This is a genomic window from uncultured Clostridium sp. (genome assembly GCF_963515715.1).
Lineage (GTDB): Bacteria > Bacillota > Clostridia > Clostridiales > Clostridiaceae > Clostridium_AW.
In genome coordinates this window covers 21762-36126 of record NZ_CAUPZS010000021.1, presented here as the reverse complement: position 1 = coordinate 36126, position 14365 = coordinate 21762, and the positions used below count along the sequence as shown (strand labels likewise).

The 14365-nt window shown below is 28.8% G+C and carries 12 protein-coding genes; 11 read left to right on the top strand and 1 reads right to left on the bottom strand.

Features of this window, described 5'->3' with window-relative positions:
* Positions 1-92 precede the first annotated feature (92 nt).
* The 4 genes from RYO54_RS14100 to RYO54_RS14085 are packed head-to-tail and all read left to right on the top strand — an operon-like array spanning position 93 to position 5896.
* Entirely contained in the window at positions 93-2120 is a 2028-nt protein-coding gene (locus RYO54_RS14100) for a cell division protein FtsA (RefSeq protein ID WP_315120009.1), read from the top strand.
* A gap of 1 nt (position 2121) precedes the next feature.
* Complete coding sequence (locus RYO54_RS14095) at positions 2122-3294, top strand: amidohydrolase (protein WP_315120006.1); 1173 nt, start codon at positions 2122-2124, stop codon at positions 3292-3294.
* A gap of 16 nt (positions 3295-3310) precedes the next feature.
* On the top strand, positions 3311-4273 hold the full coding sequence (locus RYO54_RS14090; RefSeq protein ID WP_315120004.1) for an RluA family pseudouridine synthase: 963 nt from the start codon (positions 3311-3313) through the stop codon (positions 4271-4273).
* 15 nt (positions 4274-4288) lie between these two features.
* Entirely contained in the window at positions 4289-5896 is a 1608-nt protein-coding gene (locus tag RYO54_RS14085; RefSeq protein WP_315120002.1) for a polysaccharide biosynthesis protein, read from the top strand.
* A gap of 29 nt (positions 5897-5925) precedes the next feature.
* Here the strand turns inward: RYO54_RS14085 and spoVB are convergent, their stop codons facing one another.
* Positions 5926-7425: a stage V sporulation protein B gene (gene spoVB, locus RYO54_RS14080; RefSeq protein ID WP_315119999.1), complete on the bottom strand. Its 1500-nt coding sequence runs from the start codon at positions 7423-7425 to the stop codon at positions 5926-5928.
* Positions 7426-7739: 314 nt separating this feature from the next.
* Here spoVB and RYO54_RS14075 point away from each other — a divergent pair, with 314 nt between their 5' ends.
* The 7 genes from RYO54_RS14075 to RYO54_RS14045 all read left to right on the top strand — a co-directional run bounded on the left by RYO54_RS14075 (position 7740) and on the right by RYO54_RS14045 (position 14361).
* Positions 7740-8453 (top strand): phospholipase C, encoded by a 714-nt coding sequence (locus RYO54_RS14075; protein ID WP_315119996.1) that lies wholly within the window; start codon positions 7740-7742, stop codon positions 8451-8453.
* Positions 8454-8528: 75 nt separating this feature from the next.
* A complete protein-coding gene (locus RYO54_RS14070; protein WP_315119993.1) occupies positions 8529-9038 on the top strand; it encodes a class I SAM-dependent methyltransferase in 510 nt (169 codons plus the stop codon).
* Between the two features lie 9 nt (positions 9039-9047).
* Entirely contained in the window at positions 9048-10772 is a 1725-nt protein-coding gene (locus tag RYO54_RS14065) for a DUF4080 domain-containing protein (RefSeq protein ID WP_315119990.1), read from the top strand.
* 189 nt (positions 10773-10961) lie between these two features.
* On the top strand, positions 10962-11273 hold the full coding sequence (locus RYO54_RS14060) for an ATPase (protein WP_315119988.1): 312 nt from the start codon (positions 10962-10964) through the stop codon (positions 11271-11273).
* Between the two features lies 1 nt (position 11274).
* Positions 11275-13245, top strand: a complete 1971-nt coding sequence (locus RYO54_RS14055) for a V-type ATP synthase subunit I (RefSeq protein WP_315119985.1) — start codon at positions 11275-11277, stop codon at positions 13243-13245.
* Positions 13246-13259: 14 nt separating this feature from the next.
* Positions 13260-13730, top strand: a complete 471-nt coding sequence (locus RYO54_RS14050; RefSeq protein WP_315119982.1) for a V-type ATP synthase subunit K — start codon at positions 13260-13262, stop codon at positions 13728-13730.
* A gap of 34 nt (positions 13731-13764) precedes the next feature.
* Positions 13765-14361 (top strand): V-type ATP synthase subunit E family protein, encoded by a 597-nt coding sequence (locus tag RYO54_RS14045; protein ID WP_315119979.1) that lies wholly within the window; start codon positions 13765-13767, stop codon positions 14359-14361.
* Positions 14362-14365: the final 4 nt, after the last annotated feature.

Here is a 14365-nt window from a genome sequence, read left to right as displayed (position 1 = left end):
AATAAATAAAAAAAATGGTATATAATTTAAAATAATAAGCTCATATTCTAAGAATATGAGCTTTTAAATTGTAGTAAAGAGGTAGGAGAATTATGATAAGTGCAAATATAGATCCAAAAGATATGATATTTGCTTTGGATATAGGAACAAAATCTGTTATTGGTGCATTAGGAGTTGTTAAGGATAAGAAACTCTATATTCATGATGAGGTATATGTTGAGCATGAAGAAAGGGCTATGATTGATGGACAAATTCATGATATATCTCTAGTTGCTAGTGCAGTTGATAAAGTAAAAAAAGAATTAGAAGAAAAATCTAATATTGAATTAACAAAAGTTGCAATAGCAGCAGCAGGTAGGTTTTTAAAAACCATGACTGTAAAATCAGAGATCTATATAGATGAGAATAGAGATATAGATAAGGATGTTATAAGAAGTTTAGAATTAACTGCGGTAAAAAAGGCAGAAGATTTATTAGGTGAAGATGAAAATGGAAAACTATATTGTGTGGGATATAGTATCGTAAATTACTATTTAAATGGATATGTTATAGGAAATTTACTTTCCCAGAAAGGTAACAATATAGGAGTAGAAGTAATTGCAACCTTTCTTCCCAAAGCCGTTATAGATAGTCTCTATTCAGTGATGGATAAAGTAAATCTAGAAATTATAAGTTTAACCTTAGAGCCAATTGCAGCCATTGAAGCAGCTATTCCTAAGAATTTAAGACTATTAAATTTAGCTTTAGTAGATATTGGTGCGGGAACTTCTGATATTGCTATAAGTAGTAAAGATACTGTTGTAGCTTATGGCATGGTTTCCGTGGCGGGAGATGAAGTAACAGAGGTTATTGCTCAAAACTGTCTACTACCTTTCAATGGGGCTGAGAGAGTAAAAAAGGCTGCAAGCGGAGATGAGACTATAAAATATGCAGATATACTGGGGATGGAAAATGAAATAAGTCCAGAAGAAATAAAAAAAATAATTGAACCCATGGTAACAAAAATTGGAGATGAGATAGGGGAAAAGATACTAGAATTAAATGGGGGTAAATCTCCTAATGCAGTATTTTTAGTTGGAGGAGGAGCTCATACACCAGGTATCAAGGAAGCTTTATCTCAAAAATTAAATATTCCACTGCAAAGGATTGGTATAAAAGGAAGAGAAGGCGTAGATAACTGCATATGCAATGATAATAGTTTAGGAAGCGTAGGGGTGACTGTTTTAGGAATAGCATTAATTGCTATAAAAGAATTGGGATATGATTTTATTAACGTTATTTTAAATGGAGATGTAATAAGTCTTTTTAACTCACATAAGCATACTGTCATGGATGTGTTATTACAGGCTGGCATAAATCCTAAGATGCTCATAGGTAAAAACGGTAAAAATATTAGATTTATGCTTAATGAAATAAAAAGAGTGGCCTTTGGAACTCTTGCCACTAATGCAGAGGTATGGATTAATGGCAAAAAAGAAACTATTGATTGTGAAGTTAGAGAGGGACAAAATATCCAAATTAACTTTGCAAAGGATGGTAAAGATGCATCCCCAAAAATTATGGAATATATAAATCAACTATATTCTACTACTTTTTATTTAAATGATATAGTTCATACATTAGAACCTATATGCATAATCAATGGTAATCAAGTAACCATTGAAGAAGAGATAAAAGATGGGGATGAAGTGGAAATTATAAATCTATTAACCCTTGGAGATTTTATTAATTATTTTGAAATGGCTGGATACGAATATTATCTAAATGGAGAAATTTTAAAGGATAATTACGTAATAAAAGAGGGAGATAGAATATATAGAAGGAAGATTGAAAATAATAAAGAAGAGGCTATAGCGAAAGAAGAGTTAATAAAAGAAGATTTAACAAAGGAAGAACCAATAAATAATGAAGTTTTTAATGAAATAGAAGTTATAGTAAATGGGAAAGAAATATTATTAAAAGGTAAAGAAAAATACGTTTTTGTAGATATATTTGATCATATAGATATGGATTTAACTAAACTTCAAGGTAACCTAGTTTTAAAGCTAAATGGAGAGAATGCTCAATATCATACTATATTAAATGCTGGAGATAATATAGAAGCCAGATGGGAGAGTTGATATGAATTTCTATAGTGAAGCGTTAAAAATAAAAGATAGATTAATTCACTGGAGAAGAGAATTTCATATGTATCCTGAATTGGGGTACGAAGAAAAGATGACCTCAAGAATAATAAAAAACCTTTTGGAAGAGAATGGTATTGAATATATAGAAACTGCCCACACTGGAATATGTGCATTAATTAAAGGAAATGGAGATAAAACTGTAGGTATTAGAGCTGACATGGATGCTCTTCCACTGAATGATAGTAAAAATTGTAATTATGCATCTAAAGTGAAAGGCAAAATGCATGCCTGTGGACACGATGCTCATACTGCTATGCTCATGGGAGCAGCTCTATTATTGAATAATTTCAAGGAATCTTTAAATGGAAATGTAAAATTATTCTTTGAACCAGCGGAAGAAACCACTGGTGGAGCTAAAGTTATGATTGAAGAAGGGGTATTAGAAAATCCGCATGTGGATGCAATAATAGGGTTACATGTGGATGAAAATATACCCTGTGGTAAAGTTGGTATAAAAAGAGGAGTTGTAAATGCATCCTCAAATCCATTTACCATTAAAATATTAGGTAAGGGAGCTCATGGAGCTAGACCACAGGACTCAATAGACCCTATTTACATTGCAAGTAGCATAGTTATGAATATTCAATCTATAATTAGCAGGGAATTATCTCCTGTTGAGCCGGGAGTAATAACAATAGGAACTATCCATGGAGGAACAGCTCAAAATATTATACCAGAAGAAGTAATTATTTCTGGCATAATAAGAACTATGAAGGCTGAAGATAGAGAATATGTAGTAAAAAGATTTAAAGATATAGTAGAAGGAATAACTAATTCTTTAAGAGGTAAGTGTATCATTAAAGTTGACGAAAGCTATCCTTGCTTATACAATGACGAGAGTATGTATAATTTATTTATTAATACTTCTTTAAAGTTGTTAAAGGAAGAAGATGTAATAAAATTACTAAATCCTAGTATGGGTGTTGAAAGTTTTGCCTACTTTTCTAATGAGAGACCATCGATTTTTTATTATTTAGGAATTAGAAATGAAGAGAAAGGCATAACAAACCCTGCGCATAGTAGTCTATTTGATATAGATGAAGATAGCTTATCTTTAGGAGTTGCTTTACATTGCCAATTAGCAAAGGATTATTTAGATGCAGAATAAATTAAGGAGTGTTTATATGAAAATAGAAATAGGAAACAACGAAGCAGGGCAAAGACTAGATAAATTTTTAAGAAAATGGTTAAAGGATGTTCCATTAAGTCTTATATATAAGAGTATAAGAAAAGGTGATGTAAAGGTTAATGGGAAAAAATCTAAAGAAAAGTATTCCTTAGAAATTGGAGATGTGGTTGAGGTTCGAGAGGTAGTATCAAATAGGAAACCTCAAATAAATTTTATTAAGGTAGAGGATTCAGGTAAAATAAAGATAACTTACGAAGATGAAAATATGATTATAGTTGAAAAATGGCCGGGAATTTTAGTTCATTCCGATAGTAAAAAAGGGGAACCTACCCTTACAGATTATGTACTTTCTTATTTATATGATAAGGGAGACTATTTACCTGAAAATGAGGTTACTTTTACTCCAGCTTCATGTAATAGGCTTGATAGAAACACTTCGGGAGTAGTTATATTTGGGAAAAATTTTGAAGCTTTAAAACTATTAAATGAAATGGTTAGAGAGAGGAAAATAAAAAAATATTATTTAGCATTAATACGTGGCAAACTTAAAAATGGAAAATATGAAGCATATATATCAAAAGATGAAGATAAAAACATATCAGCTGTTTCTTTAGACAAGAAAAAAGATAGTAAAAAAATTGCAATGGAAGTAAAGACAGTTCAAACTTGTGGAACCTATTCTTTAATAGAAGTGCATTTAATTACGGGAAGAAGTCATCAGATTAGAGCTCATTTAAGCTTTTTAGGAAACCCTATAGTTGGAGATAGTAAATATGGAGAGGGTAAAATCAATAGTTTCTTTTTCAATAGATATGGTGTAGACTATCAATATCTATATGCATATAAATTAATTTTTAAAGATTGTCCTGAAAAATTAATTTATATGGAAAATAAAACAATTGCAGAATCCCTTCCACCAGTATTAAAGAAGATAAAAAATGACGTATTTAAGTTTTAATTAAGGAGATTAACGATGAGTGACGGATCAACTACTAAAGGTTTTGCGGTGTTGTCCGCTGCTGGTATGATAGCAAAGGTATTATCTCTACTATACATACCTTTTTTAAAAGGAATTATAACAGATGAAGGGTATGGCGTATATGGAGCGGCGTATTCTGTGTATGTATTCATATATGTTATAACTAATGCTGGGATACCAGTTGCTATTTCAAAGCTTATTTCTGAATTAACTGCGGTAAAGAACTATAAAGATGCATTAAAAAGTTTTAAATTATCAAGATTTATATTGCTAATAATTGGAATTTTAATGACGGTTCTTATGATGATTTTTGCAAAACCTTTGTCCAAGCTAGTTCATTATGAGAATGCATACTTATCCATACTTGCATTATCACCAGCTATATTATTTACCTCTGTAGCTTCAGCTTATAGAGGATATTTTCAAGGATGGGGCAATATGGTGCCTACGGCAATGTCACAAGTTATTGAGCAATTTGCAAATGCTATTTTTTCATTAGTATTTGCTTCAATTCTTATTAAATATGGAGTAGAAGCTGGATGTGCTGGAGCAACAATAGGCACATCTTTAGGAGCCTTTTTTTCTGCTATCTATTTAATGTTTTATTATGAGAGAAATAAAAGAATTAAAGTACCAAAAGGATATAGTGAACTTGAAATAAAAAGACATTCTACAAAAGAGATTGTAAAAAAAATAGCAAACTATGGTATACCAATTACTATATGTGTGGGTATGACTTATGCAGGAAATTTAATTGACGTAGCTAATACTAAAGTAAGGTTGATGGCAGGAGGATTGCCAGATGCTTATGCATCAACTTTATATGGATATCTAGTAAAGTATCAGCAATTGATAAATGTACCTATAGCAATAGTGACTTCTTTAGCTGTTGCAATTTTGCCAGCTATCGCTAGTGCAGCAGCGGTAAACAATAGAAAGCAAGTGAAAAGTAAAATAATGTATGCTTTTAGAGTGTGTTTCTTAGTTGCTATACCATCTGCTTTTGGATTATCAATACTAAGCAACCAAGTTTTTTATATGTTAAAGTTTGGTGAAGGAGCATTTTTAATGACTTACGGTTCTATAGTATTAGTGCTAATGTCAATTATGCAAATTCAAACTACAATTTTACAGAGTGTAGGAAAACTTTATACGGCAACAATTTACTCTGTTATTGGAATAATATTTAAAATAGTAGCAAACTATTATTTAATTGCTATTCCAAGCATAAATATATTAGGAGCTGTTTATGGAAGTATAATTGGATACATAATACCAATATTATTAAATGGAAGAATGATAAAGAAAACTCTAAATGTAAAATTAAAACTATACAGAGGGGCAGTAAAGCCAATAATATCATCGCTGTTTATGAGTGGTATGGTATATGCTTCTTTTAACTTGTCATTTATGATACTTAAATTTATAGGCAGTGGATATATAAGAAATGCGGTGGCTACGCTCATATCTATAATAATTGGGATATATTCATATATATTTGCCCTTATATTAACAGGTGGAATAAAGGAAGAAGATTTTGAAATTATTCCATCGAAACTAAGGAGGTTTATACCTCAATTTATAATGAAGAGAGTAAGATAATTTAGATAGATAAAAGTGAATAGGATATCCTATTCACTTTTATCTATTATTAATTTACACAAATATAATTGGGAAAAGCCAAAAACCACTATAAATAAATATTTTAAAATTCCTAAACTATTTGGTAATAAATTTTTTAGCATATTTAATAAAAAGTACATTAAAATTGAAGTTAGAATAATTATAAGAAATTTATTTGTATCAAAATCTAAATGTATTTTATTATTTATTTCTTTTAGATTTAGTACAAGGGTAGTAATTGAGGTTATTATTACCGTAAATCCATATCCGTATATATTAACTTTAGGAATTCCTACTAATATATATAATAAAATAATCTCCATTATTGAAACTATTAAAGAATTTTTTAACAAAGCTCCTTGTCTTCCTAAACCATTTAATATGCCGAAGGTTGTAGCTGATGTATATACAAAAGGAGCGGTAAAAGATGCTAATAGAATAAACTGAGCTAAATCATTTCGCTTAAAAATAATACTTCCTAAAGCATCTGGTATTGTAGAACATATAATTAATGTGGATAAACCTAACGTAAAGCTAATTCTAAAAACATTTCTAATCCTCTCTTCTGTCTCCCAATGGTTCTTGTTTACTAAGCTTTGAGATAAATCAGGAATAAGAACGATAGATATAGAATTAATAACTACCATGGGGAAGAAAACTACACTCATACTCATACCAGATAGTTTACCTATTAAGGAAAGAGCTGAACTATAGTCTAGACCTGAAGAAATCAATCTTCTAGGTATAATAAGCGTCGATATTGTAGATAGTGCAGTAGATAAAAAACCATTTAAAGATAGAGGAATTGACATTATTAATACATTAAATAATAATTGGGCTCGCCCTTCTGTTCTTCCCCTGTAGAAATAATTATTCTTACAACTAAATTTGTAAAATATATAAAGAAAAAGTGCGCTAATAAATTCTCCAAAGGCAAGTGCGATATAAGCAGATGTAACGGTGCTCGCTATTTCTTTTGATGGTAAAATAGTCGTTACGCTTATTATTATTACAATTCTTAAAGCTTTTTCTAATATATCAATTATTGCAGGAATAGATACCTTTGATATTCCATAAAAAAACCCCTTTAATATAGAAGAAAAGGCAACAAAAATCATAGCAGGGCATATAACTTTTAGTGAATTTATTGACCTCATATCTTTAATAATATTTTTGCTAATGTAGCTTGAACTAAAAAAAACTAAAAGGACTACAATTAATGACCATATCATATCAAATATTAAAGTTATATGTACGGTTTTTTTTAAGTTGGTGAAATCTTTTTTACTCCAGTATTCAGCTGCTACTTTAGATACAGCAGTAACCATACCACCACATATAAGGCATATAAAAAGATTATATATAGGCATTACAAGTCCGTATAATCCCATCCCTTCTGGCCCTAACTTTAAAGAAAGAATTATTGAAAATGTAAAACCAAATATACCAGTAATTAGGTTTGATACTATTAAAATAAAGGAGTCTCTAAAAAAACTGTCTTTTTTCATTATTGATTCCCTCTAATATTATTAACATTAATTAATATTCCTTAAAAGTATCTATTATTACAATATATCTATAGTGAAGAATTAATAATTATGGTATATAATTTATTTTTTAACATATTAATACCTGATTTATCAAATGGGAATATTGAGAAAAATTTAACTAGTGAAATGCAAAATAAATTTCAATAAAATTTTATAGATTTAACTTTAGATATTTAAAAACTGTAATAAATAATGTATAATTTTATAAAAATTATTTATTATAATAAGGAAGCTTATAGTTACTTTTTACAAAAAAGGAGATAGTTATTGAAATGGATAATAATAAAATAGAAAAAACCTATGGCAGTGCATTAAGAGGTATATTTTATGCTGTTAACCCATTAAAGAAAAAATTTTTAAAAACTTATTGTACAGTTCATAAGTTTATAATGATTCAATCCTTAGAACTATTAAAAAATGATGGTTATGAAGAAGAATATAATTTTTTCAAAGAATATATATCATATATAAATGAAGGTACAACATGGGCAGATCAGGATTTTAAGAGTTCTAATCATTTTTTTCATTTTAGTAAAGGAAGGGGTCTTTATGGATTTTCCAATGCATTAATTGAATGTAAAAAATACTATGATAAATCTTTATCATACTTGAAAGAAAATAATATGCCTAAAGCGATGTTTTACTTTGGAGCTGCCTGTCATTTAATACAGGATGTTACTGTTCCTCAACATGTTAATAATAAACTATTAAAAAGTCATAGAAGATTTGAATTATGGATTATAAGTAGATTATTAAGTGACTATTCTTTTATAGCGGATAGTGGAGTTGTTAGATACAAGACTTTGGATAATTATATTATTAACAATGCTTTTTTAGCTAATAATACTTATTTAAAGAATTTAAGCAATAGAAACATTGAGGAAAGGTATTCCTCAATTGCTTGTACTATATTAAAAGCAGCTCAAAAAACTACCGCAGGTTTTATGGTGGATTTTTATGAAGTTATAAAAGAAAATAATAATTAATATAAAAGTCCTCTGCCTTTAGAGGATTTTTATATTTTTAAAAGAATTAATAATATAAAAGGCGGTGATTTTTATTTGGTTAAAGAAGCATTAATAGATTTAAGTAATGAAAAAATCCAAGGGAATATTTTAGATATTGGAATTAAGAACTATGGTGTAATATACAATGTAAGTAAACACTTTAGTGGAAATTTTGATGTTAATTATATAGATGAGAGGAAAGATGATGTAGATATAGAAGAAAATTATTATGATTGCTGTACACTGTTTTTTACATTAAGCAGTATGCTTCTTAAAACTAGCAAAGAGAGCTTATTTAAAGATATATATAAATATCTTAAAGAGGAGGGAAGTATATATATATGGGATATAGACAAGAAATACAATAAATTTTTCCATTCTAAAATAAAAATTAAACTTCCCGATAATAATATAAAAGAAATAAATATTAAAGATTATAATATATTTAGGGATAATTCAAAAGATAATATATTAAAGCTATTAAACCATTACTTTATAATAACAGATTCACTAGAAAGGGATGGTTTATATTTTATTAAAGCAAAAAAACGAGAATCTTATTAGGAGGAAAAAATGAAAATATTATTAACAGCACTAAATGCAAAATATATACATAGTAATTTAGCAGTAAGATATCTAAAAGCTTTTACAGAAGACCTATCTTATGATTGTAAGATTAAGGAGTTTTCTATAAATGATAATATGGAGAGGATAGTTCAAAATATAATTGAAGAAAAACCAGATATAGTAGGATTTTCATGTTATATCTGGAATATAGAATTTGTTGAAAGAGTTACAACACTTATAAAATTAATAAATAAAGACATATTAATACTTTTTGGTGGACCAGAAGTGTCTTATGACCCAAGATATTATTTAGAAAGAGGATACTGTGATTATTTAATCACGGGAGAAGGAGAGGAAACCTATAGAGAATTTGTTGAACATATTATAAGGCAAAAGTCTAAGGGTGAAGCATTAAATTTAAATATTAACAAAGTAAAAGGTATATACTATAAAGAGGATTCTTCTATATTTACCGGAAATAGAGAACTAATGGACGTAAATAAAGTAGCTTTTCCTTATAAACCTGAAGACAATTTAGATAATAAGATTGTCTATTATGAAGCATCTAGGGGGTGCCCGTTTAATTGCAAGTACTGCCTATCTTCAACCATAAGAGGAGTAAGGTTTTTAAATATTAATAGAGTAAAGAATGAATTGGAATTTTTTATAGATAAAAAAGTCAGGTTAGTTAAATTTGTTGATAGAACATTTAATTGTAATAGAGAATTTGCAATGGAAATATGGAGTTTTTTAATAAATGAAGATACTGAAACTACATTTCATTTTGAAATATCTGCAGATATTTTAACAAAGGAGGAAATAGAGCTCTTATCTAAAGCGTCTGTTGGAAAATTTCAATTTGAAGTAGGAGTGCAAACTACAAATGATGAAGTGTTAAAAAACATTAATAGAGAAGTAAATTTTAAAGATATAAAAGAAAAGGTCGATGAATTAATAAAAGTAAAAAATATTAAACAACACTTGGATCTTATTGCAGGACTTCCAGGGGAGAGTTATCAATCTTTTATTAAATCATTTAACGATCTGTACTCAATTGAACCAGAAGAAATCCAGCTAGGATTTTTAAAGTTATTAAAGGGTTCTCAAATGAGGGAAGAAGCATCTATGTGGGGAATGGTTTACTCTCCATATCCACCATATGAAATATTGAGAAATAACCATATATCCTATGAAGAAATAGTTCAATTGAAAAGAGTTGAGGAAATGGTAGATAAATACTATAATTCTGGTAAATTCAGAACTATTGTTAAATATTTTATTGATAAATTTAAAACTCCATATGATTTTTATCATTCTCTTGGAGAATTTTTTTATACAAAGGGATATATGTCTAGGAATATATCATCCTCTGATTATTACAAAGTATTCTTGGAATTTAACAATGAAATTTTAAAAAATGACAGCTATGACCTTAAAGAAATAATAAAATTTGATTATTTATTATTTAACAAGAAAAGATGGCTTCCGAGTTTTCTAGAAAGGGAAGAAAACAAAAATTTTAATAAAGAGATTATGAAGTTAGCTGTGGATGAAGGAATTGTTAATAAGGATAAGATGAATAATTATCATATAGAAAAATTTAATATAGATATACTTCAATATATTGAAAAATCAATAGTTGTAACAGGGGATTATTATATATTGTTTTGCGAAAATAATAAATATTTATGCAGAAATTTAAATTTTCTTATTGAAAAATGCTGTAGATGATTTATAATGTATATTAAAAATGTATAAAATAAAAAAGTCTTACAATTGGGAATTTTAATAATAATTTATTGATTATGATAGATTATAAGTATTATAATGATTTTATAAATATTATTTAATCTTATTTAAATTTTAAAATTTTAATAAGCAAATATTTACAACTTGTTGGTTGTGTAAGGAGGTGTTATTTTGGCCATAGAAGCTTTAAACAGCATAAAAGATGCTGAAACCAAAGGAGAAGAAATAATAAAAGCTGCTCAGCAAGAAAGCAAAGATATTATTAAGAATGCAGAAATCAAATCTATTGCAGAGTACAAGAGAATAATCGATGAAGCTAACTCATTAGCTAACAACATGGTATCAGAAGCCTTAAAAAAAGGTGAGGAAGAGGGCGAAAGAATAAAGGAGGGAGCTGAAAAAGATATAAGTGATATTATAAATATACCTGATGATAAAATGGAGAAAGCTATAAATTTAATAGTTGAGAGGATAGTGAAATAATATGGCTATAGTTAAAATGAATAAGTTCTCTCTGCTTGTATTTAAATCAGTAAAAGATGAATTACTTCAAAGATTTCAAGGTTTTTCTAAAGTTCAATTTATCAACTTAGGTGAAGATATAGTCACTAAAGAAGATGTTGATTATGTTAAAGCATATACTGATACTACTAGTGTAACTGAATTAGAAAGTAGTCAATCTAAAGTGAAGTTCTCAATAGATACAATAAGTAAATATTGGTCGCCAAAAAGTAGTATAAAAGATAAGCTTAAAGAAAAACCAAACTTTTCTTATAAAGAATTAAAGATTTTTGAAAAAAATTCTGATTGGGAAAATGTTTATAACGTATTAAGAAGCAAAGAGGACAGGCTAAATTCCATAAATAATGAAATATCTAAGCTAATGGCAGACATTGATATATTAAAGCCGTGGAAAAGTTTAGATGCGCCATTAAGGGAATTGGATTCTGTTAAGACAGTAGCTAGTTTCTTAGGAACTATACCAAGAAATTTAAAGGATAGTTTCAGAGAAGAAATAGAAAGTAGTGTTAAAGAATGTTATTTAGAAAACATTAGCGAAGCTCAAGAGGAACTGAACATACTCCTTTTAGTTTATAAAGATAAAATAGAAGAAGTAGAGGAAATACTAAGAAAATATGGCTTTGCTAGAGCTAATTTAGCTTACAAGGATTCTCCTAAAGAGATAATATCCGATTATGAAGGGAAAATTATTTCCCTAAAGGAAGAAAAATCTAGATTGATTGAAGAAATCAAGTCCTTAGGTAATAAAGACGATAAGTTAGAGAATTTAAAAATAGTTTATGAGTACTTAGGAAACGAACTTGAAAAGGCTAAAGTTAGTGAGAATTTTTTAAATACAGATAAAGTTTTTGTAATCAATGGATGGGTTCCAGAAGAAGAAAAGGTGGAGTTTGAAAAGGTTATAAAAACTGTAACGGGGGATTATCATATAAGTTTTACAGAACCATCAGAAGAAGATGATGTTCCTATAATGCTTAAAAATAATTCTGCAATACAACCTTTTGAATCTATAACATCCATGTATAGTTTGCCAAAATACAATGAAATTGATCCGACGCCATTATTAATGCCTTTTTACTTAATATTTTTCGGTATGATGTTGTCTGACGCTGGTTATGGACTATTAATGCTAGTAGCAACTACATTGGCTTTAAAATTTGTACCACTAGAAAAAGAAACCAGAAACTTTGTAAGACTATTCTTTTATTTGAGTTTACCTACAATTTTCTGGGGAATTATGTACGGTAGTTTTTTTACCGGCGCTATAGATATTCCAGCTGTATGGATTAAACCAGAAGATAATGCTAACTTTATTCTTTTAGTATCCATAGGCTTTGGCTTGATACATGTGTTTGTTGGATTAGGAATAAAAGCTTATTTATTAATTAAAAATAAACTTTATTTAGATGCCTTTTATGATGTAGGACTTTGGTATATCACTTTAGTTACTGTAATTCTTTACCTTGGTGGAAGTTTTGCAAATATAGAAGCTCTGCAAGGAAGCATGAATATAATCAAGTATATTATGTTTGCTGGTATGATAGGACTTGTATTAACCCAAGGAAGGGAAAACAAAGGAATTGGTGCAAAACTAGGTGCAGGACTATATGGGCTATATGGAATAACTGGTTATATAGGAGACTTGGTTTCTTATTCAAGACTTATGGCTCTTGGATTAGCTACAGGATTTATAGGTGGAGCATTAAATCTAATTATTAGTTTTTTAGGAAATGGAGTAAAGGCTTGGATATTTGGACCATTAATATTTATCATAGGTCATGTATTTAATCTACTGATAAATGTGTTAGGTGCTTATGTTCATACTTCAAGATTACAGTATGTTGAGTACTTTGGTAAGTTCTATGAAGGGGGAGGAAAACCATTCACTCCTTTCAAACATATAAATAAAACTATAAAAATAAAAGCAGAATGAGGAGGAATTTTATTATGAATACTTTTTTTAGTTTCTTTTTAGAAAATGGTGGAATGGTATTGGCAGCATTAGGAGTAGCACTAGCTACTATATTGCCAGGAATTGGTTCAGCAAAAGGGGTTGGCTTAGTTGGTGAAGCTGCTTCAGGATTACTTACTGAGGAGCCAGAGAAGTTTGGTAAGGCTCTTATATTGGAATTGCTTCCTGGTACACAGGGATTATATGGATTCGTTATCGCATTTATGGCTTTAGGTAAGATAACACCAGGTTTAGATTTAGGTGCTGGATTTGGAGTAATGCTTGCATGTTTACCGGTTGCTTTTGTAGGCTGGAAATCAGCAATTTCCCAGGCTAAAACAGCTGCATCAGCAGTAGCTATACTTGCTAAGAAACCAGAACACAATACTAAGGGTATAGTTCTTACAGTTATGGTTGAAACTTATGCTCTTTTAGGATTCGTTATGTCAGTATTGATGTTGAGATAATCCCTGAAAAATATTGGTTAAGGGAGTGGAATATATGTCTAGTTTAGATAACATGACAGCAAGAATAATAAGAGAAGCTGAGGAAAAAGCCAATCAGATTATTAAGGGTGCTAAGGAAGAAGAAATAAAAATAATCAATGGAAAAATTAATGATGCAAATATAAAAAAAGAAGAGATATTAAAAAAATCGGAGTTAGAGAGCGTTAGCAAAAAAGAAAGAATAATTTCTAATGCCCATCTCCAAGTAAGAAATAAAAAATTAGAAACAAAGCAAGAGGTAATCGAGAAAATATACAATAAAACTTTAGAAAAATTAGGAAGATTACCTGAAGATAAATACTTAAACTTTGTTAAAAACAGTTTATTATCATTAAGTATTGACGGAGATGAAGAAATTATTCTATCAAATACAGAAAGCCTTATTAATAATGATTTTATAAATAAAATAAATGAAGAATTAATTAAAAAAGGTAAAACTGGTGAAATAAAAATTAGTGAAGAAAGAAGAGATTTTAAAGGTGGATTTATACTCTACAAAAATGGTATTGAGATAAATAATACCTTTGAAGCATTGATTTTATCAATAAAGGATGAACTAGAGCCTAGTATAATAGAAACGGTATTTGGTTAGGAGG

Bases quoted from the DNA above. Each gene is read 5' to 3' on its own strand.
- RYO54_RS14100 (WP_315120009.1), top strand. From the start codon at position 93: ATGATAAGTGCAAATATAGATCCAAAAGATATGATATTTGCTTTGGAT.
- RYO54_RS14095 (WP_315120006.1), top strand. From the start codon at position 2,122: ATGAATTTCTATAGTGAAGCGTTAAAAATAAAAGATAGATTAATTCAC.
- RYO54_RS14090 (WP_315120004.1), top strand. From the start codon at position 3,311: ATGAAAATAGAAATAGGAAACAACGAAGCAGGGCAAAGACTAGATAAA.
- RYO54_RS14085 (WP_315120002.1), top strand. From the start codon at position 4,289: ATGAGTGACGGATCAACTACTAAAGGTTTTGCGGTGTTGTCCGCTGCT.
- spoVB (WP_315119999.1), bottom strand. From the start codon at position 7,425: ATGAAAAAAGACAGTTTTTTTAGAGACTCCTTTATTTTAATAGTATCA.
- RYO54_RS14075 (WP_315119996.1), top strand. From the start codon at position 7,740: ATGGATAATAATAAAATAGAAAAAACCTATGGCAGTGCATTAAGAGGT.
- RYO54_RS14065 (WP_315119990.1), top strand. From the start codon at position 9,048: ATGAAAATATTATTAACAGCACTAAATGCAAAATATATACATAGTAAT.
- RYO54_RS14055 (WP_315119985.1), top strand. From the start codon at position 11,275: ATGGCTATAGTTAAAATGAATAAGTTCTCTCTGCTTGTATTTAAATCA.
- RYO54_RS14050 (WP_315119982.1), top strand. From the start codon at position 13,260: ATGAATACTTTTTTTAGTTTCTTTTTAGAAAATGGTGGAATGGTATTG.
- RYO54_RS14045 (WP_315119979.1), top strand. From the start codon at position 13,765: ATGTCTAGTTTAGATAACATGACAGCAAGAATAATAAGAGAAGCTGAG.